Consider the following 23,969-nt stretch of genomic DNA (forward strand, 5'->3'; position numbering starts at 1 on the left):
TCTCTCGCGGGCCGATCAGACGGCGCGCGACTCCACCTTCACGAGAACCTCGTCCGCGATCTCGCGGGGCTGCCGATCCGCATCGACCGTGAGGGCACGCTCGTCGGGACCCGGCGGTTCGAGCGTGTCGAGTTGCGAGCCGAGCAGGCTCGCGGGCATGTAGTGGTGCTTGCGTGCGGCGAGCCGCGATTCCAGGGTGTCGTGCGAGCTCTCGAGATACACGAAGAGCACGTGCTCGCCGCGCAGGATGTCGCGGTAGCTGCGCTTGAGTGCGGAACACGTGACGATCCCGGGCTCGCCGCGGTCGGTGTGTTCGGCGATCCAACCCGCGATCGCGCGCAGCCACGGCCAGCGGTCGTCATCGGTGAGCGGGTGCCCGGCCGCCATCTTCTCGACGTTCGACTTGGGGTGCAGGTCGTCGCCTTCGAGCAGATCCCACCCCGTCGCCTCCGCGACCAACCCCGCGATGGTCGACTTGCCCGCACCGGACACGCCCATCACCACGAGTACCGGAAGTTGCTGCTCGCTCATCGCCCGTGCACTCCGCTCCGTCGCCGTTCGGCCCCTGTGCCGTACGCCACCATCCTCACACGACCACACTGCCTCACACGAACACACTGAGCGCGAGTGCACCCGCCAGACCCATCACCGAGATGATGCATTCGAGCACGCTCCACGTCTTGAGGTTCTGCCCGACCGTCACGCCGAGATACTCCTTGACCATCCAGAATCCGGCGTCGTTGACGTGCGACAGGAACAGCGAGCCGGACCCGATCGCGAGGACCATCAGCGACGTGTGACTCGTCGACAGGTCGGCCGCGACCGGTGCGAGGATGCCGGAGGCCGTCACGATCGCGACGGTCGCCGAGCCCGTGGCGACACGGATCAGCGCGGCGACGAGCCACGCCAGGAAGAGCACCGGCAGGCTGCTGCCCTCCACCGCGTCGGCGATGACGTCGGCGATACCGGTGTCGACGAGCACCTGCTTGAAACCACCACCCGCACCGACGATCAGGAGGATGCCGGCGATCGGTGGCAGTGCGCTCTCCGCGGACTTCTGCAGCGCCCGGCGATCCATGCCACCGCCACGTCCGAGCACGAGCATCGCCACGACCACCGCGAGTGCCAGCGCGACGGCGGGCTCGCCGACGAAGTCGACGATCGATTTCGCTGCCGCGGTCGAGTCGGGCGAGACGACCTCACCGATCGCCTTCGAGAGCATCAGCACGACGGGCAGCAGGATGGTGCAGATCGTGACCGCCAAGCCGGGCCGCTCGACCGGACCGTCGGCGTCGGAACCGCCGTTCCTGTCACCCTTCTCGGAGCTGTCGTCCTTGCCTGCGCCGGATCCGGTGGAGAACAGGTCGGGCACCGGCACGTCGACCCATTTCGCCGCGAGAATGCCGAACAGCGGGCCCGCGACGATGATCGTCGGGATCGCGACGAGCACGCCGAACGCGAGAGTGAGGCCGAGGTTCGCATCGAGCGCCGACACCGCGACCAGCGGGCCCGGATGCGGCGGCACCAACCCGTGCATCGCCGACAGGCCCGCGAGCGCGGGCATCGCGATCCGCATGAGGGGCAGACCCGAACGGCGTGCGACGAGCACGATGACCGGCATCATCAGCACGACACCGATCTCGAAGAACATCGGCAGGCCGATCACCGCGCCGACGAGACCCATCGTCCACGGCAGCGTGCGCGGGCTGGACTTGTCGACGAGTGTGTCCACGACGCTGTCGGCGCCACCCGAGTCGGCGAGGAGTTTGCCGAACATCGCACCGAACCCGATCAGCACGCCGACGCTGCCCATCGTGGATCCGAACCCGTCGGTGTACGAGGCGACGGCATCGACCGCCCCCATCCCGGCTCCGAATCCGACGCCCACCGCGCCGATCGACAGCGCGAGGAAAGGGTGCACGTCGAGCCACGTGATGAGCGCGATGATCACCGCCACACCCACCAGCGCCGCGATCACCAACTGCGATGTGCTGCCGGTCGGTTCGGCTGCCAGCAGAGTGGTCATCGACCGCCTGCCGCGGGGGGTGAGGTCGGCCACCACTCGGGCCGCGGGCGAGTGAGGTGTGTAGCGTGGAAACGAGCACGCGATAGCGTGGTCACGAGGTCGACGCGACCCCCGGACGAGCACACCGTACCCGGCCAGCGACAAGACGGTGTCCAGGAGGATCGACTGTCATGGCGTGGCTCGTTCTGATCGTGTCCGGCGCGTTCGAAGCGGTGTGGGCCACCGCGCTCGGCCGCAGTGCCGGCTTCACCAAACTCTCTCCCAGCATCGTGTTCGCGCTCGGGATCGTCGTGAGCATGGCAGGCCTCGCGTACGCGATGCGCGAATTGCCCACCGGCACCGCCTATGCGGTGTGGGTGGGCATCGGCGCGAGCCTTACCGTCGCCTACGCGATGATCACCGGCGACGAAAGCGCCTCGGTGGTCAAGGTTCTGTTGATTCTCGGCATCGTCGCATGTGTCGTCGGGCTCAAGGTGCTGCACTGACGTCCCTCACCGACGCGAGGTCACCAGGCGCAGCAGCCAGAGCAGGATGACCGCGCCCGCGAGGCACGTGAGGAAGCTGAAGATTATGCCGGCGCCTTCGACGTCGACACCGACGAGGTTGAGCAGGAAGCCGCCGATCAGGCCGCCGACGACACCCACCACGATGTTGAGGAAGATGCCTTGCTGCTCGTCGGTGCCCATGATCTTGCTGCCGATCCAGCCGGCGAGACCGCCGATGATGATCCAGCCGATGATTCCCAATCCGAGCATGACGCCTCCTGGGGGTGTGCCGGTGCGTATTCCGCTGCTGTCACACTCCCACGAAGTGGGCCGTCATTGGGGCGAATCGTCCGCACGTGCGGCGGTCGCTCACACGACGAGGTCGAACACCCAGCGTCCGCCCACGACGAGGCATGCGACGTCGACGACCAGGAAGGCCGCGACCCAGAACGCGCCGGGGATGCGGGTGAGAGCGGCGAGCTGGTCCGCATCCGAACCGGGGGCGCGGCCGCGTCGCCGGGCGCGCTGCAACTCGAGCACCGGCCGGGGCGCGGCCACCAGGAGGAACAGCGTCGTGAAGTATGCCGCGGCCACCTGGAGTTGCGCGGTACCGAACCACACGAGCGCGAACAGGCCCGCACCCACGACGCCCAGCGCGAGCAGGCCGTACAGGTTGCGCACGAGCAGCAGCATCGCGGCGATCGCGGCGACGCCGATCCACAGCACGAGCACCGCGTGCCCGGTGCCGAGTACGGCGGCCGCGCCGAGACCGAGCAGGCCGGGGCCGACATAGCCGGCGAAGGTCGTCAGCACCATGCCGAGACCGGTCGGTTTGCCCGACGAGACCGCGACGCCCGACGTGTCCGAGTGCACGCGAACGCCTTTGAGTCGACGCCCGCACAGCAGCGCGACGAGCAGATGCGCCCCCTCGTGCACGATCGTCACGACATTGCGGGTGACCCGCCAGGCGTGCGGTTCGAGGACCACGACGAGCACGAGGACCGCCGCGATCGCCACGACGCGCGGTTCGGGGGCGATCGACGGGGTGACTACGCGTTCCCACAGGTCGGCGCGGGGCATCAGCTCGCTGGACATCGCGCCGAGTGTACGGAACGGCGACGCGAGGGCTCTCTACCGGATTCTGGGGCGCGCACTAGACATCGATAGACGAGGCAAGCGTTCGGTTCAGTCGTTCTGGGACCGCAGGTAGCGGCCGAAGTGCGGCACCGTGAACCCGATCGAGCCGCGCTCGGCCGAGTAGATGAGGCCCTTCTTGATCAGCCCGTCCCGCGCGGGCGAGAGCGACGCGGGCTTGCGGCCCAACTCGGTCGCGATCGCCGCGGTCGCGACCGGGCCGTCGTCGCCCGCCAGATCCGCCATCGCCCGCATGTACTCGCGTTCGGCGGGGGTCGCCCGCTCGTAACGCGAGCCGAAGAAGCCCACCGCGAGCTCCTCTTCCGCGTCGGGCGCGCCGACCCGCACGTCGTCGACGGTGATCGGACTGCCCGCCGCGACGTCCCACGTCGCCTTCCCGTATGCCTGCACGAAGTACGGGTAGCCGTCGGCCATGTCGTACAGCGCGTCGAGAGCGTCCTGCTCGAACTTGACCTCCTCGCGTTCGGCGGGCGCGATCAGCGCGAGGTCCGCCGACTCGCGGTCGAGGCGGTCGATGCGGTGATAGCGGAACAGCCGCTCGGAGTAGCTCTTCGACGCCGACAGCACCGCGGGAAGGTGCGGCAGGCCCGCACCGACGACGATCAGCGGCGCCGCGTCCTGACTCAGTTCGTGGCACGCACCGCAGATCGCGGACACGTCGGCGGGCGCGACATCCTGCATCTCGTCGATGAACAACGCGATGCCGACGCCCACGTCGCGTGCGAGGGACGCGGCGTCGAGCAGCAGTTCGACGAGGTCGATCTCGATGTCCCCCGAATCCGCACGACCTTTCACGGCGGGCGCGTCGATGCCGGGTTGCCAGCGCTCACGCATGCCCTTGTCCGCCGTGGCGCGCAGTGCGAACGACTTGAGCACACCGAGGAAGTGTTCGACGCGTTCGGGATCGCGATGGGCGGGCGCGATTTCGCGCACCGCCATGTGCAGCGCCGACGACAGCGGGCGACGCAGTTCCTGGTCGGGACGCGCTTCGATCTTGCCGGTGCCCCAGCTTCGCGAGATCGCCGCGGACCGTAGGTGGTTGAGCAGCACGGTCTTGCCGACCCCGCGCAGGCCGGTGAGCATGACGCTGCGCTCGGGCCGTGCGCGGGCGATGCGTTCGAGCACGACGTCGAACGCTTCGAGCTGCTTCGCGCGGCCCGCGAGCTCGGGCGGCCGCTGGCCCGCGCCGGGCGCGTAGGGATTGCGCACTGGGTCCATGCGGAGAAGGTAACAACGTCGATTGCCCCGTATGGGGATCTCTAGCGCGTGTCCTAGATGTACCTAGCGTGCCGCAGAGAAGTCGGGCCAGCGGAAGAGTCGCATGCGCTGGGCACCGCACGGGCACTGCGAGTACACGAGCACCCCTTCACTGGTCTGGTGCCGGGAACGCGTCGTCCATTCGTGGTCGTGGATCGCCATGCTTCGAGCGTGCTGTAATGACCTTGTGCAGCTCAACCCTTACGGCGAGTACGCCGTCCGACTGGCCGCGGACCTCGCCAACGACCGGCCGTCGTCGCTCGACGACCTGGTGCGACGCTGCCGCGACGCGGGCCTGGTGATCGACTTCGACACGACGGCCTCCGACGTCGAGGCGGTCGGACGAGTCCTCGACCGCTGGTGCACGATCGTCGACGCGCCCGACGACGAAACCCGCGCAGCGCTCGTCAACGCGATGCTCGAGGACGCGTCCGCCTATCCACGCATGACCAACCACGCCGGAGACGGCTGGCATCTGCACTACCGCGACGACCAGCACACCCTCGCGGGCGTCCTCGCCGCGCTCGTGTCCGTCGGAACCGCACTGCACCTCGTCGGGCGTGGCATGCACCGCCTGGGCCGATGCACCGCAGACGGCTGCACCCACGTCTACGCGGACACCTCCCGCAACGGCACGCAGCGATACTGCTCGCCGCGCTGCGCCAACCGCGACGCGGTGCGCCGTCACCGCTGTCGACACGCGTCTTCGGATATCTAGCAAATTTGCTAGACCTCTGTATACGGAACAACACGATCGCCGCCGCTCCCCGCTCGTCACTGCCGCTCCGACAATCGCGTCAGCGGTACCACCACCCGGGGAGCGGCAGGCGAGAGTTATCCACAGATCGCGAAACCGGTCTACCGCAGAGCACCGCACGCGTAGCACGCTCGTCGCATGCCGAACCACGAAACCGGGCTGGTCACACGGTCGAACGCTCTGGCACAGGGCATGACCGACGGCGAGTTGCGCGCCGCGCGCCGTCGCCGCGAACTCGTCACCGTCCGCCCGGGCGTGTACATGCCCGCCACTACCCACGACGGTCACGACCCGTACAGCCGTCACCGGCTGGCCGCGCACGCCGCGGCAGCGGTTTCGGACGCCGTCGTCAGCCATGTGTCCGCAGCCGTCCTGCACGGCCTCGCGGTGTGGTCGGTCCCGCTCGCCAAGGTGCACATGACCGTCGACCGACGCTCCGGCGGCAAGGGCAGCACGCACCGCGTCCTCCATGCCGCACGCCTGCCGTCCGAGGACGTAGTCGTGCTCGACTCCGTGCGCACGACGTCGGTGGCACGCACGGTCCTCGACCTCGCACACACCGTGCCGTTCGAGCAGGCTGTGGTCACGTGCGACGACGCGCTCGCGCGTGCGCTCGTGACAGTCGACGACCTGACCACAGCGTTCGCACGCAGACCCGGCCGTCGCGGCGCGCCCGCCGCCCGCCGGGTGCTGGCCTTTGCGGACGCGCGCAGCGAGAGCGTCGGCGAATCACGCAGCCGCGTGTTGTTCCACAGACACGGGTTCGAGCTGCCTGAATTGCAGGCGTCGATGCACACGACGGACGGTCGGTTCATCGCTCGCGTCGACTTCCTGTGGCGGGAGTTGGGGGTCGTCGGTGAGTTCGACGGGTTCGCCAAGTACTCGATTCAGGGCAAGAACTCGATGCGGGGTGGGGGCGAGATCGAGGTGCTGCGCAGGGAGAAGCTCCGCGAGGATGCTCTTCGCGCGCACGGCTGGTCGGTGGCGAGGTGGACATGGGAGCACCTGGAGCAGCCGGAATCGGTGCTCACACGCGTGCGCTATGCCGCGACGGCCGCCGCTGCCTGCCGCTCCCCGCTCGTCACTGCCGCTCCGACAATTGCGTCAGCGTTACTACCACCCGGGGAGCGGCAGCGCTGAGCGTCGGTAGGGTCACGGGGCGTGACTCGCCACCTCATCGGACCTGTCGTCGCGCTGATCGCCGTGTGTGCGCTGGCGTCGTGCGGAACGGACGACGCGGACCAGACGTACTCGGTGCCGACCAGGTCCGCCGACGACCGGATCCTCGCCGTCGACGACGGCGCCGAGTGCGACCGGGCCGTCGTCGAGTACACGGAGTACAACTTTCGCCTCGACCTCGTCGTGCACGGCCAGGAGGGCGACTGGTTCCGCTACGAGATCACCTCGAAGGACGGGACCGTCCAGAACGGCGCGTCGCCCGTGTTCGACGCGGACACCCGGTCCACCACCATGGCGACGGGAATCGAGACGTCCGCCGTCGAGCACGTGACGGTGACGGCCGAGGGAACGGTCGGCGTGCCCGGCCAGTGCACGCTCACGCTGCCGTCCGCGTAGGCGTCAGCGGGTGGAGGCGAGGAATGCGGTGGCGCCGGACAGCTCGGTGCGACCCTGCGGCTGGACGAGCCCGCGCTTCTCGAGGATCGGCCGGACACCTTCGCCGAACTGGTAGGCCTCTTCGAGGTGCGGGTAGCCCGAGAGCACGAAGTGGTCGAGACCGATCGACGCGTACTCCTCGATGCGGTCGGCGACCTCTTCGTGCGAGCCGACGAGCGCGGTGCCTGCGCCGCCGCGCACCAGGCCGACGCCCGACCACAGGTTGGGGGCGACCTCGAACGCCCGGGCGTCGACGCCCTTCTCGAACGCTGCGCCGCCGCCGTGCAGCTTCAGCATGCGCTGCTGGCCCTCGGACGCCGACTGCGCGAGATTCTCCTGTGCACGACGGACCGTGTCGGGGTCGAGCGCGCCGAGCAGCCGATCGGCCTCGGCCCATGCTTGCTCGGACGTGTCGCGGCTGATGACGTGGAGCCGGATGCCGTAGTCGAGCGTGCGGCCCTGCACTTCGGCGAGATCGCGGATCCAGGCGAGCTTCCCGGCGACCGCGGCGGGCGGCTCGCCCCATGTGAGGTACGTGTCCGCGAACTGCGACGCGACCGTGCCCGCGGCGGGCGACGAACCGCCGAAGAAGATCGGCGGCGCCGGGTCGGGACGACGCTGCAGCGTCGCGCTGTCGATGTCGAAGTAGTCGCTGCGGAAACTGACCGGTCCGTCGCCTGCCCACAGCCGACGGACGACGTCGAGGAACTCGCCGCACTGCGCGTAGCGCTCGTCCTTCGACAGGTGGTTGCCGTACGCGCGCTGCTCGGCGTCCTCGCCGCCGGTGACGACGTTGACCAGCAGCCGGCCGCCCGACTGCCACTGGAAGGTCGCGGCCATCTGCGCGGCGAGCGTCGGGCTCATCGCGCCGGGCCGCACCGCGACGAGGAATTTGAGCGTCTCGGTGGTGTCCACCATCATCGCGGTCGTCAGCCACGCGTCCTCGCACCACGCGCCGGTGGGCGTGAGCACGGCCTCGAAGCCGTTGCTCTCGGCCGCGGCGCCGAGCTGGTTCAGGTACTTCAGCGTCGCGGGACGGTCACCCGACATGCCGCTTCCGTGGCCGCCCGCCATGAGGTTGCGCGAGTCGCCGTAGGTCGGCAGGAACCAGTGGAAGTGCAGAGACAAGAGACGCGTCCTTACCTTGATCGAGCGCGCACGAGCGCATTTTCTCCGTCACCCAACCAGGCGGACACACGCGCCGCGACGGTTGCGATCACCGTGATTCGTGCTCTTGTGAGCCGATCCCGACGTGCCTACGGTTCCGCAGGTCCCGACCGATCCAGCCCGTGAGGAAACCATGACGACCGCCCTCGACCGGCCCCGCGAGTCCGAGCCGGACGCCGAGCAACGCAAGCGGCTGCGCACGGTCGTCGCGGCGAGCCTGCTCGGCACGACCGTCGAGTGGTACGACTTCTTCCTGTACGCGACGGCCGCGTCGCTGGTGTTCAACCACCTGTTCTTCCCCGACCAGAGCTCGTTCGTCGGCACGATGCTGGCGTTCGCGACGTTCGCGGTCGGCTTCGTGGTCCGCCCGATCGGTGGCATCGTGTTCGGACACATCGGCGACCGCATCGGTCGCAAGAAGGCGCTCGCGCTCACGATGTTCGTGATGGGCATCGCGACGGCTCTCATGGGCGTGCTTCCGACGGCAGCGCAGGTGGGCGTGCTGGCCCCGATCCTGTTGTTGGCGTTGCGCATCCTGCAGGGCTTCGCGCTCGGCGGCGAATGGGCCGGTGCTGTACTGCTCGCGGTCGAGCACAGCCCGGCCAGAAAGCGCGGCCTGTTCGGCAGCATCCCGCAGATGGGCCTGGCGCTGGGCCTCGCGCTCGGCACGGCAGTGTTCGCGCTGCTGCAGGTCGTGTTCGACGAAGCGCAGTTCCTGTCCTACGGCTGGCGCATCGCGTTCCTGCTGAGCCTGGTGCTGGTCGTCGTCGGGTTCGTGGTGCGGCTCAAGGTCGACGAGACGCCCGCATTCCGTGAGGTCGCCGAGCTCGCGCAGAAGTCGTCGATGCCGATCAAGGACACCCTGCGCCCGCCGAACCTGCGCGGCACGGTGCTCGGGCTGCTGTCGCGCTGGGGCGAGGGCGCCGCGTTCAACACGTGGGGCGTCTTCGCGATCACCTACGCGACGGGCACCCTCGCGTTCGACAAGGTGACGGTGCTCGTGGTGGTGAGTGCCGCGTCGGTGGTGATGGCCGCGCTGCTGCCGGTGTCGGGCCTGCTGACCGATCGCTTCGGCGCGCGCCGCGTGTACACGGTCGGTATCGCGGCGTACGGCGTCGCGGTCTTCCCCGTGTTCGCGCTGTTCGGCACCGAGAACCTGGCGTGGTTCACGGTCGCGATGGTGCTCGTGTTCGGCGTCGTGCACGCGGTGTTCTACGGCGCGCAGGGCACGCTGTACGCGTCGCTGTATCCGGCGCGGATCCGCTACACGGGCCTGTCGGTGGTCTATCAGTTCTCGGGCATCTACGCGTCGGGCCTCACGCCGATGATCCTGACCGCGCTCATCGCGGCCGCGGGCGGCACACCGTGGCTCGCGTGCGGCTATCTCGTCGTCACCGCCGCGATCAGCGTCGTCGCGACGTCCCTGATCCGCACCCAGGATCTGCACCTGCGCTGAGCGCCGTTCCGATGCACTTGTGTATCCGATGCACCGGTGTATCGTCCGCATCGTGCAGCAACGCGTCACGAAGCGGCGGAGCGAGACCCGGCAACGGGTGCTCGACGCGGCCCTCGACGTGTTCGCCGACCAGGGCTTCGGCCGCGCCACCGTCGAGCAGATCTGCGATCGCGCCGGATTCACCCGCGGCGCGTTCTACTCCAATTTCGCGTCGCTCGACGACCTGTTCTTCGCGATGTGGGAACGCAACTCCGACGCGATGCTCACCGAACTGCGCGCGGCCGCAGCCGACGCGCTGAGCGGCGACGAGACCGTCCCGATCTCCGTATCCGCGATCGCCGAACGCGCGCTCGCCGTCGTCCCCGTCGACGGCCGCTGGTACCGCGTCAACGCCGAGTTCACCGCGCACGCCCTTCGTCATCCCCCGCTCGAACGTGCCCTCGCCGCGCGCGAGAACGCGATCGCCGACGCCATCGTGGAGATCCTCGGCACCGCGCTCGCCGCGGCCGGGCGACGCGTCGTCGGGGATCCGCGCGTCCTCGCGCGGGCGCTCGTCGCAGTGCACGACGGCACGAGCGTGCAGTGCCTGGTCGACGCGGACACCTCCGCGTGGCGCCTGCGCCGCGACCTCGTCGCGCGCGTCGTCGATTCGTACACCGAGCCCCTTCCGGAGCAACCTGAGGAGACCGTGCAGTGACCGAGAACGCAGACGTCGTCGTCGTGGGGGCCGGGCTCGCCGGGCTCGTCGCCACCTACGAACTCACCCGCGCGGGCCGCCGCGTCCTGGTGGTCGAGCAGGAGAACGAAGCCAACCTGGGCGGCCAGGCGTTCTGGTCGCTCGGCGGCCTGTTCCTCGTCGACAGCCCCGAGCAGCGCAGGCTCGGCATCAAGGACTCGGTCGAGCTCGCACTCCAGGACTGGTTCGGCACAGCGGCTTTCGACCGCGAGCGCGACGACCGCTGGCCCCGGCAGTGGGCGCAGGCGTACGTCGAGTTCGCCGCGGGCGAGAAGCGCAGCTACCTGCACGAGCTCGGGTTGCGGCTGATGCCGAATGTCGGGTGGGCCGAACGCGGCGACGGCACCGCACGCGGCCACGGCAACTCGGTGCCGCGCTTCCACATCACGTGGGGCACCGGCCCGGGCGTCGTCGACGTGTTCGTCCGGCCCGTGCTCGACGCGGCAGCGCGTGGGCTGGTCCGGTTCGCGTACCGGCACCAGGTGGACGAGATCGTCGTGACCGACGGACGCGCGACCGGTGTGCGCGGCACGGTGCTCGCTCCGTCGCAGGAACCGCGAGGGGTCGCGAGTTCCCGCACGGCGGCAGGCGAATTCGAGTTCTCCGCACAGGCCGTCGTCGTCACATCGGGCGGCATCGGCGGCAACTTCGATCTCGTGAAGAAGAACTGGCCGGAACGGCTCGGCACGCCCCCGGCGCACATGCTCACCGGCGTGCCCGCGCATGTCGACGGGCGGATGCTGGAGATCACCGAGAACGCGGGCGGCAACATCGTCAACCGCGATCGGATGTGGCACTACACCGAGGGCATCACCAACTGGGATCCCATCTGGCCGAACCACGGCATCCGCATCATCCCGGGGCCGTCGTCGTTGTGGCTCGATGCGACCGGAAAACGTCTTCCCGCACCGTACTTCCCGGGATTCGACACGATGGGCACGCTCCGGCACATCATGCAGACGGGGCACGAGTACACGTGGTTCGTGCTGGACCAGAAGATCATCGAGAAGGAGTTCGCGCTGTCGGGCTCCGAGCAGAATCCGGACATCACCGGCCGCGACCTCAAGCTGCTCGCCGAGCGGATCAAGAAGGGTGCGCCGGGGCCGGTCGAGGCGTTCAAGCAGCACGGGGTCGACTTCGTCGTGCGCGACAACCTGCGCGACCTCGTCGACGCCATGAACGCCCTCACCGACGAGCCGTTGCTGGCCTTCGATGATCTCGAGGCCGAGCTCGTCGCGCACGACCGCGAGGTGACGAACAAGTTCACCAAGGACTTCCAGATCCAGTCCGTCCGCAATGCCCGCGGCGTGCTCACCGAGAAGATCAGCCGCGTCGTGGCGCCGCACGCCATGCTCGACCCGGCCAACGGGCCCCTCATCGCCGTCCGGCTGCACCTTCTGACGCGAAAGACTTTGGGCGGCCTGGAAACCGACCTCGATTCGCAGGTGTTGCGCGCCGACGGATCGCCCTTCCCCGGCCTGTACGCGGCGGGCGAGGTGGCCGGATTCGGCGGCGGCGGCGTGCACGGCTACAGCGCACTCGAGGGCACCTTCCTCGGCGGCTGCATCTTCTCGGGTCGCGCGGCGGGACGCGCCGTCGCCCGCGCGCTGTAGCCGATCGGGTCAGCGGTCGAGCTGTGCTCGCATGAGGAAGACGTTGTAGTCGGACCACGTCGAGAGCGTGAAGTACAGCTCGCCGCCGCTCGACCACGGATGGATGAAACCGCCGTACAGCTCGGGATATTCGGCGGCGCTCACCATCGGCACGCTGTCGGTCCACTCGCCCTGCGGAGAGTTCGACTCGCGCACCGCGATCGCGGCCTTCGACGTGTCGAGGTAGGCCATCTGCCAGCGCCCGGTGGAGTCGTCGAAGCGCACCGACAGCTCGGCGGCGGGCGCGGGCACGACGGTCGACGCCTCGGTGTAGTCGGCGACCGACGTCCAGTTGCCGTTCTGGTAGTACTGGTACGCCGACTTGTCGAGCACGTGATCCTTGGGCACGCGCGCGACGCCGACACCCCCGAGACGCGTGTTGGGGGTGCCGAACATGTAGACGTAGTCGCCGTGCGGCACCATCGACGTCACCTGGAACTTCGAGACCCCGAAGATGTTGTCCCACCGGGCGTACGGGTCCTTGGTCCACGTCGACCCGCCGTCGTCGGAGTACGCGATGCCGCCGTGATTCGTCCACCACGTCGTGGGGATCGAGTTCCAGGTGCGGATCGACATGTAGCTCATGTACTGGCGCCCGCCCAGCTCGAAGCCCGAGGTGGGAATCGTGGTGATCTCGACGTTGTCGAGCTTGCGGCTGCTCAGTACCTCGGCCGCGTGGCATCGGCTGTCCTGCACCATCGAGTCGAGGCTCATGCCGTCGGCCAGTTGCCGATCGCTGCTGAACCCGAGGACGTTGCTGCGCCAGTCGCCGCCCTGACCGCCGGGCGGGTGGAAGCCGATGCCGACGGTGTCGCCGAATGCGACCGCCACCTGATCGGGCGCGCTCTCCCACATGATCCCGAGGTCGGTGCCGTACACCTGGTAGCGCTTGTGCGTGCGGCTCACCGATCCCGCACCGGTCACCTTCGCGACACGTGTGACGTCGCCGACCCGCGGCGTCGACGGCGCGGGCGTCTTCTGCTCGGGTTCGACGACCGGGTCGACGCCAGGCGGCGGGGGCGGCAACTCCTGTTCCGGACCGGGCACGGGGATGCCGAAGTAGAAGGGGTTGAACTGCAGCCCGAGGCGCGGAATGCCGATGTCGCTCGACAGATTGCCGGGGCGCTCGTCGTTGTCGGTGAGGTCGGGGCACGGGTCGGTGCACGGGTCGGCGGGCAGCGGGCCCGGATCGATGCGCACCGGTTCGGGTTCGGGCGCGGGAGTGGGCACCGTCGTGATCGCGGGATACGGGATCGGGATGTCGAGTTCGTCCGGGACGATCGAGCCGACCTCGTTCGACAGATCGGTCTCGCACGGCCCGCTGCCGGGCACGCCGTTCGACGCGTCCGCCGGTTGCGCACCGGCCGGGCCGCCCGCCAGAACGCCCGTCGACCCCGCGCACAGCACCACGACCGCTGCCGTGGCCACCAGACGTTTCGCCACAGCAGCACCTCCCGTCACACCCGTTGCGTCGGACGACATTACCCACGCGCCGGGTCTCGAGGGGGTCCAACCGTGAAACCGGTTGGGGCAGTGGGTCTGCTAACGCACCGCGCGATCGGTGCCTGCGACCGACAGCGCCGCGACCACGATGCCGATCGCGACGCCCACCAATGTGTCCGCGACGCGGCTGACCGCGATCTCCGGGGTGACGGGCGAGCCGAAGCCGACCAGCAGCAGGGCCATCGCCGTCACGGTGATCGAGGTGAGCGCGTAATTGCGCGCTACCAGCATCTCGGCGGCGGCCTGCAGGATCACGACGGCGACCACAGCCTCCCAGTACCCGAGGGAAGCCGCGATGAGCGCAGCGGCGAGGACGGCGCCGACGACATTGCCGAGCAGGCGCTGGATGCCGCGGTGCACGGTGTGCGTGTAGTCGACGCCCTGCAGCGTGGCCATCGCGCCCATCGACGCCCACAGCGGGTGATCGAAACCGAATGCGTATGCGGCCCAGCCCGCGACGGCTCCGGCGACGGCCGTGCGGAGCGCCGCGACCTTGATCTCGGCGAGCCGGAAGCGCGGTGCGTGTTCGGCGAGGAACCCGCTGTGCGACGTGAGTTGCGGCGCCGATCCCGTGAAGCCGCGGAGTTCTCTGCGGCTCATGAGTGTGCGCAGCTCGGACTCGTGACGGGCGAGCGCGCGGGCCGACGCGGGATCCGGCTCGTGAGCCCACCGGTCGACGAGGGCCGCGGCGTCGTCGAGAAGACGACCGAGCGTGTCGCCGTACCGGCGGTGACGCCTGCCGCTGTGCTCGACGGTATGGCGCGCCTTGGCGATCGACGCCTGCGCGGCCTCGACGTCTGCCGGGTCGCACTGCTCCTCGAGCCGGCCGAGACTCGCGAGCGCGCGGGCGGTCGCGAGCCGCGCGGGGCCCATCGGGAACAGCAGCCACGGCGCCATCGCGGCCAACCAGCCGACGACGACACCGAACGCGGTGACCGCGGTCATCTGTGCGACGTCGGTCGCGGTGTGGGCCGCGCCGACCGCGGCGGACGCCGAGAAGATCAGGATCACCGGGCCGGGGCCGGACACCGCGTACGACGACACGAACCACACCCCGACACCCGCGGCGACCGCCATGACGGCGATCTGCGCCGCTACGGGGACGCCCGCGACGCCGAGCAGCGCGCCGCCGAGCACGTACACGACGAGTGCCGCACCCACGAGGCCGACCTTCCAGCCCATCCGCGGATACGGCTCGTGCCGTGCAAACGCCGACACCAGCGCCCCGAGCGCCGCGAACCCACCGAGCCGCTCGTAGCCCAGCAGACCGGCGACGACCAGCACGATCGCGACCGCGACGCCCACTCGCACGCCGATCGCGATCGTGGCGTCGGCGGGATTGACGCGCACCGCCCCACGCCACGTGCGGGGCGCGAACGCGTGGGCGAGGGCGGACCGGGATCGGCGCAGGCGGGCCGGATCGGGGCGGACGGGACTGTGGAGCATGACGGCCATCGTACTGGTAGTTAACCAGTAAAATAAAGGTGAACTACAGTGATGCGGGTCGCTAGACTGACCACATGAGCATTCCCGCGGACGGCGACTTCACCGACCGTGTGCAGGCCGAGTGGCAACGCGCCTACCCACAGGTCGACACCGGCCCGATCGCCGTCCTCGGCCGCATCACGCGCATCGGTTCGCAAGCGCTGCAGCAGCTCGAGCACGCGCTCGCGCACAGTGACGTCACGCGCGCCGAGTTCGAGGTGCTGTGCGTGCTCGCGCGGCACGAACGCCCGCTGCGCACGAGCGAGGTGACCGCCGCGACGTTGCTGAGCAATGCCGCCATCACCAAGCAGGTCGACCGCCTCGCGGCGCGCGGACTCGTCGAGCGGCAGCGTTTCGAGCGCGACGGTCGCGTCGTCCTCATCGAGCTGACCGACGACGGCCGCGCCGTGGTCGACCGCGAGTTCCCGCTTCGACTCGAACGCGACCGGCGCGTGCTCGAGGGCCTCGATCAGACGGAACTGGACACGCTCGCCGACCTGCTGCGCAAGCTCTCACTCAACATGGACGCCGGCAGCCACCGCTGACCCGGCCGCCGGGCGGTCAGGGCATCTCGACGGTCTCGGCGCGCGCGATCTCGCCGAGCGCACGCACGAGCGGTTCCCGCACGTCGCGGCCACCGGACAATTCGACCACGACCAGCACCGCCGCGGCAGTGACCGCACGCGGCGCGAGCACGGCCGCGTCCGACGGATCGGGTTCGGCCACACCCAGTGCCCCGGTCAGCACAGCCGCGAGTGCGTGCGGCGACGCATCCACCGACCAGTGCGCCGCACGCACGCACGCCTCGAGCAGCGCCCGGACGTCGTCGGTCGCGAGGCCGTCGGCGTAGCGGGTCTCGAGCAGTTCGCGCACGATGCCCGAGTGCACCGCGACCACCTGCTCGTGCGGGACGTCGGCGAGCACGTCCAGGGCGTCGCCGAACGCGGCCGCATCGGCTGTGCGTGCCGCGTCGACCGCCGCGACGGTGGCCTCGGCGGTGTCGACGGCGATACGGGGCCAGTGCGCGGGCCACATGGGCGGATCCTCTCGGTGACGGTGCTCGGGCGATCAAGCATCCCACCGCCCGCCGACAGGCCCGCCTCAGCTCAGTGCAGCCGCTCCGCCAGCGCCTGCGCGTCGTGCGGCGCGTAGCCCTTGACGTCGTTGTCGAAGTACACGAACACGTCGGATCCGTGCCCGGTCCAGCCGCGGATCTTGCGCGCCCAGTGGTCGAGCGCGTCGGCCGTGTACCCGCTCGCGTACAACTCCTTGTCGCCGTGCAGGCGCACGTACCGGAAGTCGGCGGTGCGCTCGTCGATGCGTGGATACCTGCCCGCGGTGTCCGCGAGGACGAGCGCGACGCCGTGCCTCGCGAACAGCGACGTCACGCGCGACGACCCGAAGCTCTCGTGACGTGCCTCGACCGCATGCCGAACCGCGCGATCACGCCCGGCTTCGAGGAACACGCGATCGCCTGACACTCGGTCGTCGTGCTCGCCGCCGATCTCGGCGAGGGCGCCGGTGGTGCGCGGCAGCACCGACAGGAACCCGTCGAGCAGGTCTTCGTCGAATGCGAGCGTGGGCGGCAGTTGCCACAGGAACGGGCCGAGCCGGTCGCCGAGCGCGAGGACGCCGGACGCGAAGAAGTTGGCAAGCGACGCGCGTGGCTCCGAGAGCCGGCGCATGTGCGTCACGAACCTGCTTCCCTTGACCGCGAACACGAAGTCGTCGGGAGTCTCGTCGGCCCAGGACCGGTAGCTCGACGGACGTTGCAGGGAGTAGAAGGATCCGTTGATCTCGATGGTCGACAGGGCGCGCGACGCGTACTCGAGTTCGCGCCGTTGTGCGAGGCCCTTCGGATAGAAGTCACCACGCCACCCGGGATAGCGCCACCCCGAGATGCCCACACGTGCTCGTGCCACGGTCCGACGGTAACGACACGAACACGCCCGCGTTGCGTTCCCGGGAATCTCGTTGACCGGTGGTAACTTTCGGTCGATGACAGCAACGGTCTCGTGGAGCGGGGTCAGGCGCAGGATCGGACGTTCGGCGCGGCTGGGCGCCGTCGTCGTGGCGGGAACCCTGCTGCCCGTGGTGGCACCCGGGACGCCCGCGGCCGCGGCTGGGCCGGCATCGTGCGTGCCGTTCGGCACGGCGCAGATTCCGCCGGGCTACCCGTCTGCAGGCGGAGATGCGGGCTTCGATCAGCTGCCGCAGTTCTTCGGCCCGGCGCCCGGCAGCGTCGAATTGCGCAGCCAGACCACCGGTTTCAACAAGTTCTGGGAGTTCGCACTCGTCGGCCCCGATCTACTGACGCGGCCTCGGTTCGGTGGGGCCGACCACACCGAGCCGTGGCGTTACGTCCCGATGCCCGAGTGCATGCGCGGCACCCTCGCAGGCATCTCCGCCGACGACGACGAACTGGTCGCCGTCGACCACGACGGCTGGATCTACACGATGGACAATGCGTCGCAGTTCCCGTTGCTGTGGAATTGGACGTCCGCGTTCGGCTCGCCCTTCTGGTTCGGATCGGGACGGACGGTACCGGGCTCCCGTGATCCGGGCACGTGGTCACTCAGCGTCGCGTCGCCCTTCGACAACCAGACCTACACCGACATCGCGGGCCGGGTCCACTTCCACGGAAGCGCCAAGATGACGATGGTGCCTGCGCTGACCGGCGACGGCAGCCGCATCACCTTCGCCGACCCGTGGCTGCCGAACGACGACAGCTCGGAGATCGGTGGCCCGCTCGGCGGCCGGTTCAAGGCCTCGCACCTGTCGGCCGCCGGATCGACGACGTTCGTGATGAACGACTACGGCGACATGTACACGCGCAACTTCGATTACGACTCGTCCGGCTCCGACTCGGTGTTCTTCCCGTACCGCTGGGACGACCAGGGCGGGAAGCCGTCTGCTCCGAACGCCACGCTCGACTCCCTCCCTCTCGGGGAGTTCGCCGCCGTCCAGCTCCCCGCCCCCGATTGGGTGCATCAGCCGAAGATCCCCGGGGAGATCACGTCCACGATCAGCGTGCACTCCACGGGCGTCGGCCCGGGGCAGCGCGAGCTGCGGGTCGAGGGCTGCCACGACGGCGCCACCGGCTTCTGGCACAAGATGCTCGACGCGCCGGCGTGGGAGTTCACCCCGACCGGCGAGGCAGCTCTTGGTACGCCCGTGCAGAATCCGTCGGGCGACCACTCGAATGCAACCCTCGCACCCGCTGCGCCGTGGAACCTGTCCGGCACCCTGCCGATTCGCGACAACGCGGTCAGCGGCGTGACTCTCAACGACCTGTCGGTGCCGTACTCGCTCGTGTCACCGGAGATGCTCGACTCGGTGGGACTGCACGCACAGCCGTCGGAATACCGCCTCGAGGTGGGGGGATTCGACCCCGCGGCCACCACGCGTCCCGCGACCGTCGTTGCCGGCGACGGCACCCGGATCCCGGTTCTGTTGCACACCGCCGACGGCATGCGGCTCACGCCGCGCGAGCCGGGTCTCGACGACAACCCGCGCCATCTCGTCGGGGCGATCGAGATCCCGGACGACGCCTACGCGACACGCAGCGCGGATCCGGCGCTGAGCCGGTTCGTCGACACGTGGATGACCGGCAAGAGCATCATCGCGATCACGCTGGACGCGACCCGGGACGGGCTGGTGATCCGGTGACCGCATGGCCCTGAGGTATCCCACCTGCACGTGGAGTCGATACCGCGAGGTGATGTGCGGCGACGTCGTCGGCTGATGTCGTGAGAGACATGGCTCCCCACACCCTCCGTTCCCGAGATCTGCACAGTTCCGAGGTCTTCCGTATGCGCTCCGTACGCCACGCGCTCGCGCCCCAGGCGTCGTCGATCCTCACCGCGGTCGGCGCGCCGGTCCGTGCCGTCGTCGACCTGCGGCACCCGTCCCCGCGCCGTGTCGCGGCCGCGGTGCTGTCCGGTGCCGTCGGCCTCGTCGCGTGGTTCGTCGTGTTCCTCGCCGTGGTCGCCGCCACGCGCGGCGTGCTGTACGGGGTCGTCGACAAGGGCCCCTACGACACGGCGTGGGGTGGACCGACCCTCGCCGGAGCGTGGGCGGTGCACCTCGCGCTCGGCCTGCTCGCGGTGCCCGTCGCGGCATGGCTGCTGGCCTGGATCGGCACGCTCGTCGCCGCACTGCGCGACCGGATCGTCCGGCGGCGCGGATCGGTGCTGATCGTGCCCACAGGCATCGTCGTCGCCGCGTTCGGAGTGATACTGGTCGTGTCGTGGCTCCATCAGCTCGACTGACCGGACGACGAAAGGACAGGACGATCATGGCCGAGGACGCGAGGCTGGATTTCGGGACGTACGGCGTGTGGCGGCCGTTGCCGGTGTTCGAGCCCGAGCTCGCGAACGCGATCGAGACGCTCGGGTACGGCACGATCTGGGCGGGTGGCTCGCCCCCGGCCGATCTGGACGGCGTCGAGCGGCTGATCGCGGGCACCAACCGGATCGTCGTCGCGACCGGCATCGTCAACATCTGGACCGCGGATGCACACGAGCTCGCGCAGTCGTATCACCGCATCGAGGCGGCGCATCCGGGCCGGCTCGTCCTCGGCATCGGCGTCGGACATCCCGAGCAGGGTGTCGGCTACACCAAGCCGTATCGCGCGCTCGTCGACTACCTCGACGTCCTGGACGCGGAGGGCGTGCCGGTGCAGCGGCGTGTCCTTGCCGCGCTCGGGCCGAAGGTCCTCGAGCTCGCGGCGAACCGCTCGGCGGGCGCGCACCCGTATCTGACGACGCCGCCGCACACCGCGCAGGCTCGGCAGATCCTCGGCGACGGTGTACTGCTCGCTCCCGAGCAGAAGGTCGTCGTCGGCACGGACGTCGAGCAGGCTCGTGCCGTGGGCCGCGACGCCGCGGACATGTACCTGAAGCTGCAGAACTACGTGAACAACCTGAAGCGGCTCGGCTACACCGACGACGACATCGCACAGGGTGGCAGCGACGCACTGATCGATGCGCTCGTCGCCCACGGCACCCCGGAGTACGTCGCGGGACGCGTCCGCGAACATCTCGACGCCGGTGCCGACCATGTCGCGATCCAGGTACTGCCGATGCGCGACGACCCGGCCCCCGCACTCGCACAGCTCGCCGACCGGCTGGGGCTCGGCCTGCCCTGATCCGCCCGGAGGCGGCGGGAAATCCGTCGCTGCGCGGGCGGGCGTAGTGAGATCCGACACTCGCGGCTATGGTGTGACGCGCAGTGCCACGTACGTGCGCGCCGACGTTCATCCCGGCGAGGCGGGGAAGCCCGTCTTTCCCAGGACGCCGCCGAAACGCAAGGATCGAACAGTGCAGCAATCACCCACCCCGGCGGGCCCGTACTCCGACGGGCCGCCGCCCGCGGCCCTCGAGGTGCGGGTCGCCCCGCTCGACCGGTTCGGAGCGCAAGAACTGGGCCGGGCGGTGGTCATCGCGGTGGTCGTCGTCGCGCACCTCGCGCTCGCGCTCGGGCGGTGGCTTGCCCGTCCGCGCAGGCAACGGCTCGTCGACGCCGCGAGCGAAGGCGTCGTCAACGGGTTCGAGGTGCTGGGCCCCACGTTCGTGAAGCTCGGCCAGTTGATGGCGTCGTCGCCCGGCGTGTTCCCCGCGCCGCTCGCGAACGCGTGCCTGCGCTGCCTCGACGACGTCCCGCCCGTCCCCGCCGCGCAGGCGCGCGCGGTGCTCGAGGCGGACCTCGGGTATCGCGTCGACGAGCTGTTCGCGTCGTTCGACGACACACCGCTCGCGGCGGCGTCGGTCGCGCAGGTGCATGCGTGCGTGCTGCCCGACGGCACGCAGGCCGTCGTCAAGATCCAGCGGCCGGGCATCGCGACGCGCATGGTGGTGGACCTGCGCACCGCCTACTGGGGTGCGCGCGTGCTCGAAAAGCTGTTCCAGTTCTTCCGCGTCGCGAATGCCACCGCGATCATCCGCGACCTGCACGCGGCGACCATGACGGAGCTCAACAGCGCCGTCGAAGCGCACCGGCAGGCGCAGTTCCGCACGAACATCGGCGCGTTCGGCGACAACAAGTGGGTCACCGCGCCCGCGATCTTCTGGTCGCACTGCGGGCCACGGGTCATCTGCATGGAGCGGCTGCACGGCATGCCGCTCGACCGGTTCGACGACCTCGCCGGCCACGACACGCGCATGCTGATCCGACGCGGCGTCAAGGTGTGGCTCGAGGCCGTCCTGCTGCACGGGCCGTTCCACGGCGACGTGCATGCGGGCAACCTGTGGGTGCTCGACGACGGTCGCATCGCGCTGCTCGACTTCGGCATCGTCGGCGAGTTGCCGGACACGTGGCGCGCGATCCTGCGCGACATGTTCCACGCGACTCTCGTCGACGGCGATTTCGGACGTGTCGCGCGCGGCGTGCGCACCCTCGGGTACGCGCACGGCACCGGACAGACCGACGACGAGCTCGGTGTGCAGATCGCCGCGGCGCTCGAGCCGGTGCTCGCCCGCGATCTCGGCGAGCTGCGACTGAGCGAACTGATCATGGCGCTCGTGAGCTTCGGCAAGGCGTGGGGTGTCGCGAGTCCCGAAGAGCTCGTGCTGTTCGGCAAGCAGCTCGGCTACTTCGAGCGGTACGCCACCAAGCTCGCTCCCGGCTGGGTGCTCGGCCAGGATCTGTTCCTGTTCCGCAACATCTTTCCCGACGAGGTGCCCGCGGTCGCCGAGGCGCGGGGTGTCGTCCTGCCCGACGACTGACGGCCCACCGCCACCGGGTATCGCTCAGCTCAGCCGGCCGGGTACTTCATGCGCACGTTCGGGCGCGCCGCGAGCCTGCCGCCCGCCGCGATCCATTCGCCCACCACCTGCGGTGCGTCACGCGCGGGGTTGTAGACGTCCTCCTGCGACGAGAACTGCAGGTCGCCCGCATACACCAGCCGCGAGACGTTGGGGAAGGTGAACTCGACGCCCGGCTCGTCGGGGTGGTCGAGGATGTTGCAGATCTGCGCGACGACGGCGTCGTTGTCGACGTCGACGGCCACCCAGTCGTGGCGCAACCGCATGTGCGGGTACGGCGACATGACGTCGACGATCCATTCGCGCACGGCTTCGCGGCCGTGGAAGGTGCCGAACGCGTGCTCGATGTACTCGACGTCGGGGGTGAACAGGTCGGCGAAGGGACGCCAGTCGCGGGTGCGGGAGCACTCGTCGACCACCCCGCCGTAGTGCTTCAGCGCCGCCCGCAGTTCGGCTTCGTCGAATCGGCCCACATGCCACCTCCGCAGTCGTGTTCCGCCGACCCGGCGAAACGAGAACACGTTCCAGTCACGGCGATGGTAGCTGCGCAGACGCGGAAAGGGGAGACCTATTCGGTCGGTTCCCCCGCGGGGAGCGGATCGGTGAGCACCCGCGCGGCGGCCGCGAACCGTCGGACCTGCGCGTCGGTCCACACCTGGGCAGGCACGGCACCTCCGAGCAGATCGTGCACGAGCGCCGGGGATTCGCCGATCGGGCGGTCCGAGCCCGCGATCACGACGTTGCCGCGTCGACGCCCCTTGAGCATCGCCGGATCGGCGATCACCGCGGTGTGCTCGAACACGTCCGCGATCGTCGCGGCCTCCTGCCTGGCAACCGAAAGATCGCGTCCGTCACCGCAATTGACGACGTACACACCACCGGGCGCGAGGACGCGGCGCGCGTGCGCCGTGAACTCGCGGGTCGTGAGCGCGCTCGGCGTGGTCGATCCCGCGAACACGTCCCGCACGACGACATCGCGGGTGCCGTCGGTGAGCGTCTCGAGCACCGCCCGCGCGTCGCCCACCCGGATGCGCAACAACGGCGCGCGGGGCAGGTCGAACCACTGCCGGACGAGTTCGGCGAGCTTGCCGTCGATCTCGACGACCACCTGACGCGCGTCCGGATACTGCGCCGCGAAGTGCCGCGCGAGCGAGCATGCGCCGCCGCCCAGGTGCAGGACCCGGAGACGACGCGGGCTGCCGTCGTCGACGGTGGGGAACTCGCTGCCGACGAGATGGGCGATCCAGCGCATGTACTCGAAATCGAGGGTGCGGGGGTCGTCCGGGTCGATGTGCGAGCTCTCGACGCCGTTGATCTTGACGACCCAACTGCCGTGCGTCACGGGATCCGGCACGAGCTCGCACGTCCCGGTGTCGATGGGATAGCTGCCCGCGACCGGCCCCTGCTCGCGTGCCGCACCGCCGCGTGCCGCGTCGCGGCGACGCCTAGCCACGTCGCCTCACCATGTCCCGAATCCTCTCGTACCTGCCCCTGCAGGATACCGGTGCGGGTGACCACGAACGTCCGCGTCGTTCTACCGTGGGGAGGTGAGCGAGCAGCACGGTGGTACGAGTGGGGGCGACTTCGCGCACAGCGACGCCGCGACACGTCGCCGGCAGGAGAAGGCCCGCGCGCTCGCGCGCTTCGCGTGGGACCGCGGCATCTCGAGCACCGAACTGCTCGCGCTGCCCGACGCGACGCTGCGTGCGCTCGCCCGGGCCGCCGACGCGAACCCGCCCAGCACGCGCGAGACGTGGCAGCAGGTGGCCGCGTTGCTCGATGTGAAGGACGACTGGGCCGCGCGCAATCCCGAACACGCCGCGGCAGCCCGCCCGCACCGCGACGAGAAGATCATGTGGGTGAAGCCGCCGGTGCAGCCGTGGTGACCCGTGCGTGAAACAGGCGTGCCCGG

Annotated in this window: 25 protein-coding genes and 1 riboswitch; of the genes, 13 read left to right on the top strand and 12 right to left on the bottom strand. The window is 69.7% G+C overall.

Going from position 1 to position 23,969, the window contains the following annotated elements; translation table 11 throughout:
* Nucleotides 1-15: 15 nt before the first annotated feature.
* Together HCA44_RS17770 and HCA44_RS17775 are read right to left on the bottom strand one after the other, a co-directional pair.
* A complete protein-coding gene (locus HCA44_RS17770) occupies nt 16-531 on the bottom strand; it encodes a gluconokinase (RefSeq protein ID WP_169650654.1) in 516 nt (171 codons plus the stop codon).
* Between the two features lie 73 nt (nt 532-604).
* Nucleotides 605-2,026, bottom strand: a complete 1,422-nt coding sequence (locus HCA44_RS17775; RefSeq protein ID WP_169650655.1) for a gluconate:H+ symporter — start codon at nt 2,024-2,026, stop codon at nt 605-607.
* Nucleotides 2,027-2,119: 93 nt separating this feature from the next.
* Nucleotides 2,120-2,181: riboswitch (guanidine-III (ykkC-III) riboswitch) on the top strand.
* 15 nt (nt 2,182-2,196) lie between these two features.
* Between HCA44_RS17775 and HCA44_RS17780 the strand changes: the two genes are divergently transcribed.
* Nucleotides 2,197-2,511: a multidrug efflux SMR transporter gene (locus HCA44_RS17780; protein WP_169650656.1), complete on the top strand. Its 315-nt coding sequence runs from the start codon at nt 2,197-2,199 to the stop codon at nt 2,509-2,511.
* A 6-nt stretch (nt 2,512-2,517) separates the two neighbouring features.
* Here the strand turns inward: HCA44_RS17780 and HCA44_RS17785 are convergent, their stop codons facing one another.
* From HCA44_RS17785 to HCA44_RS17795, 3 genes are all read right to left on the bottom strand, one after another.
* Nucleotides 2,518-2,781, bottom strand: coding sequence for a GlsB/YeaQ/YmgE family stress response membrane protein (locus HCA44_RS17785; protein WP_169650657.1), 264 nt, complete (start codon nt 2,779-2,781; stop codon nt 2,518-2,520).
* A 99-nt stretch (nt 2,782-2,880) separates the two neighbouring features.
* Nucleotides 2,881-3,591 (bottom strand): M50 family metallopeptidase, encoded by a 711-nt coding sequence (locus tag HCA44_RS17790; protein WP_206038322.1) that lies wholly within the window; start codon nt 3,589-3,591, stop codon nt 2,881-2,883.
* A gap of 105 nt (nt 3,592-3,696) precedes the next feature.
* Nucleotides 3,697-4,884 (bottom strand): ATP-binding protein, encoded by a 1,188-nt coding sequence (locus tag HCA44_RS17795; RefSeq protein ID WP_169650659.1) that lies wholly within the window; start codon nt 4,882-4,884, stop codon nt 3,697-3,699.
* A gap of 226 nt (nt 4,885-5,110) precedes the next feature.
* Between HCA44_RS17795 and HCA44_RS17805 the strand changes: the two genes are divergently transcribed.
* The 3 genes from HCA44_RS17805 (at nt 5,111) to HCA44_RS17815 (ending at nt 7,255) form a co-directional block, all read left to right on the top strand.
* Nucleotides 5,111-5,641, top strand: coding sequence for a CGNR zinc finger domain-containing protein (locus HCA44_RS17805; protein ID WP_169650661.1), 531 nt, complete (start codon nt 5,111-5,113; stop codon nt 5,639-5,641).
* Between the two features lie 177 nt (nt 5,642-5,818).
* Entirely contained in the window at nt 5,819-6,820 is a 1,002-nt protein-coding gene (locus HCA44_RS17810; protein ID WP_169650662.1) for a hypothetical protein, read from the top strand.
* A gap of 21 nt (nt 6,821-6,841) precedes the next feature.
* Nucleotides 6,842-7,255 carry a hypothetical protein gene (locus HCA44_RS17815; protein WP_169650663.1) on the top strand — a complete coding sequence of 138 codons (414 nt, stop codon included), beginning with the start codon at nt 6,842-6,844 and terminating at the stop codon, nt 7,253-7,255.
* 3 nt (nt 7,256-7,258) lie between these two features.
* Here HCA44_RS17815 and HCA44_RS17820 read toward each other — a convergent pair whose 3' ends face one another.
* Entirely contained in the window at nt 7,259-8,422 is a 1,164-nt protein-coding gene (locus tag HCA44_RS17820; RefSeq protein ID WP_169650664.1) for an LLM class flavin-dependent oxidoreductase, read from the bottom strand.
* A 172-nt stretch (nt 8,423-8,594) separates the two neighbouring features.
* On the opposite strand from HCA44_RS17820, the gene HCA44_RS17825 reads away from it, so the two are divergent.
* The 3 genes from HCA44_RS17825 to HCA44_RS17835 are packed head-to-tail and all read left to right on the top strand — an operon-like array spanning nt 8,595 to nt 12,266.
* Nucleotides 8,595-9,917: an MFS transporter gene (locus tag HCA44_RS17825; protein WP_169650665.1), complete on the top strand. Its 1,323-nt coding sequence runs from the start codon at nt 8,595-8,597 to the stop codon at nt 9,915-9,917.
* Nucleotides 9,918-9,969: 52 nt separating this feature from the next.
* The gene (locus HCA44_RS17830) at nt 9,970-10,614 is read left to right on the top strand and encodes a TetR/AcrR family transcriptional regulator (RefSeq protein ID WP_346764776.1); all 645 of its coding nucleotides are present in this window, start codon (nt 9,970-9,972) and stop codon (nt 10,612-10,614) included.
* A complete protein-coding gene (locus tag HCA44_RS17835) occupies nt 10,611-12,266 on the top strand; it encodes an FAD-binding dehydrogenase (RefSeq protein ID WP_169650667.1) in 1,656 nt (551 codons plus the stop codon). The genes HCA44_RS17830 and HCA44_RS17835 overlap by 4 nt, the downstream gene beginning before the upstream one ends.
* A 9-nt stretch (nt 12,267-12,275) precedes the next feature.
* Here HCA44_RS17835 and HCA44_RS17840 read toward each other — a convergent pair whose 3' ends face one another.
* Both HCA44_RS17840 and HCA44_RS17845 read right to left on the bottom strand, forming a co-directional pair.
* A complete protein-coding gene (locus tag HCA44_RS17840) occupies nt 12,276-13,748 on the bottom strand; it encodes a DUF4185 domain-containing protein (protein WP_169650668.1) in 1,473 nt (490 codons plus the stop codon).
* Between the two features lie 99 nt (nt 13,749-13,847).
* Complete coding sequence (locus HCA44_RS17845) at nt 13,848-15,254, bottom strand: FUSC family protein (RefSeq protein WP_169650669.1); 1,407 nt, start codon at nt 15,252-15,254, stop codon at nt 13,848-13,850.
* Nucleotides 15,255-15,328: 74 nt separating this feature from the next.
* Here HCA44_RS17845 and HCA44_RS17850 point away from each other — a divergent pair, with 74 nt between their 5' ends.
* Nucleotides 15,329-15,838, top strand: a complete 510-nt coding sequence (locus tag HCA44_RS17850) for a MarR family transcriptional regulator (RefSeq protein WP_169650670.1) — start codon at nt 15,329-15,331, stop codon at nt 15,836-15,838.
* Nucleotides 15,839-15,854: 16 nt separating this feature from the next.
* Here the strand turns inward: HCA44_RS17850 and HCA44_RS17855 are convergent, their stop codons facing one another.
* Together HCA44_RS17855 and HCA44_RS17860 are read right to left on the bottom strand one after the other, a co-directional pair.
* The gene (locus HCA44_RS17855; protein ID WP_169650671.1) at nt 15,855-16,328 is read right to left on the bottom strand and encodes a hypothetical protein; all 474 of its coding nucleotides are present in this window, start codon (nt 16,326-16,328) and stop codon (nt 15,855-15,857) included.
* A 71-nt stretch (nt 16,329-16,399) separates the two neighbouring features.
* Nucleotides 16,400-17,215 (bottom strand): DUF72 domain-containing protein, encoded by an 816-nt coding sequence (locus HCA44_RS17860; protein ID WP_169650672.1) that lies wholly within the window; start codon nt 17,213-17,215, stop codon nt 16,400-16,402.
* A gap of 76 nt (nt 17,216-17,291) precedes the next feature.
* On the opposite strand from HCA44_RS17860, the gene HCA44_RS17865 reads away from it, so the two are divergent.
* The 4 genes from HCA44_RS17865 (at nt 17,292) to HCA44_RS17880 (ending at nt 22,018) form a co-directional block, all read left to right on the top strand.
* Nucleotides 17,292-18,962 (top strand): hypothetical protein, encoded by a 1,671-nt coding sequence (locus HCA44_RS17865; protein WP_240945609.1) that lies wholly within the window; start codon nt 17,292-17,294, stop codon nt 18,960-18,962.
* 143 nt (nt 18,963-19,105) lie between these two features.
* On the top strand, nt 19,106-19,564 hold the full coding sequence (locus HCA44_RS17870) for a hypothetical protein (protein ID WP_169650673.1): 459 nt from the start codon (nt 19,106-19,108) through the stop codon (nt 19,562-19,564).
* Between the two features lie 26 nt (nt 19,565-19,590).
* On the top strand, nt 19,591-20,442 hold the full coding sequence (locus HCA44_RS17875) for an LLM class F420-dependent oxidoreductase (RefSeq protein ID WP_169650674.1): 852 nt from the start codon (nt 19,591-19,593) through the stop codon (nt 20,440-20,442).
* A gap of 235 nt (nt 20,443-20,677) precedes the next feature.
* Nucleotides 20,678-22,018 carry an AarF/UbiB family protein gene (locus HCA44_RS17880; protein ID WP_346764777.1) on the top strand — a complete coding sequence of 447 codons (1,341 nt, stop codon included), beginning with the start codon at nt 20,678-20,680 and terminating at the stop codon, nt 22,016-22,018.
* Nucleotides 22,019-22,047: 29 nt separating this feature from the next.
* Here HCA44_RS17880 and HCA44_RS17885 read toward each other — a convergent pair whose 3' ends face one another.
* Complete coding sequence (locus tag HCA44_RS17885) at nt 22,048-22,530, bottom strand: nuclear transport factor 2 family protein (RefSeq protein WP_169650676.1); 483 nt, start codon at nt 22,528-22,530, stop codon at nt 22,048-22,050.
* A gap of 95 nt (nt 22,531-22,625) precedes the next feature.
* Nucleotides 22,626-23,510: a fused MFS/spermidine synthase gene (locus HCA44_RS17890; RefSeq protein WP_169650677.1), complete on the bottom strand. Its 885-nt coding sequence runs from the start codon at nt 23,508-23,510 to the stop codon at nt 22,626-22,628.
* Between the two features lie 94 nt (nt 23,511-23,604).
* Between HCA44_RS17890 and HCA44_RS17895 the strand changes: the two genes are divergently transcribed.
* Nucleotides 23,605-23,943, top strand: coding sequence for a hypothetical protein (locus HCA44_RS17895; RefSeq protein WP_169650678.1), 339 nt, complete (start codon nt 23,605-23,607; stop codon nt 23,941-23,943).
* Nucleotides 23,944-23,969: the final 26 nt, after the last annotated feature.

The sequence above is a fragment of the Rhodococcus sp. HNM0569 genome (assembly GCF_012726205.1).
Lineage (GTDB): Bacteria > Actinomycetota > Actinomycetes > Mycobacteriales > Mycobacteriaceae > Rhodococcus_F.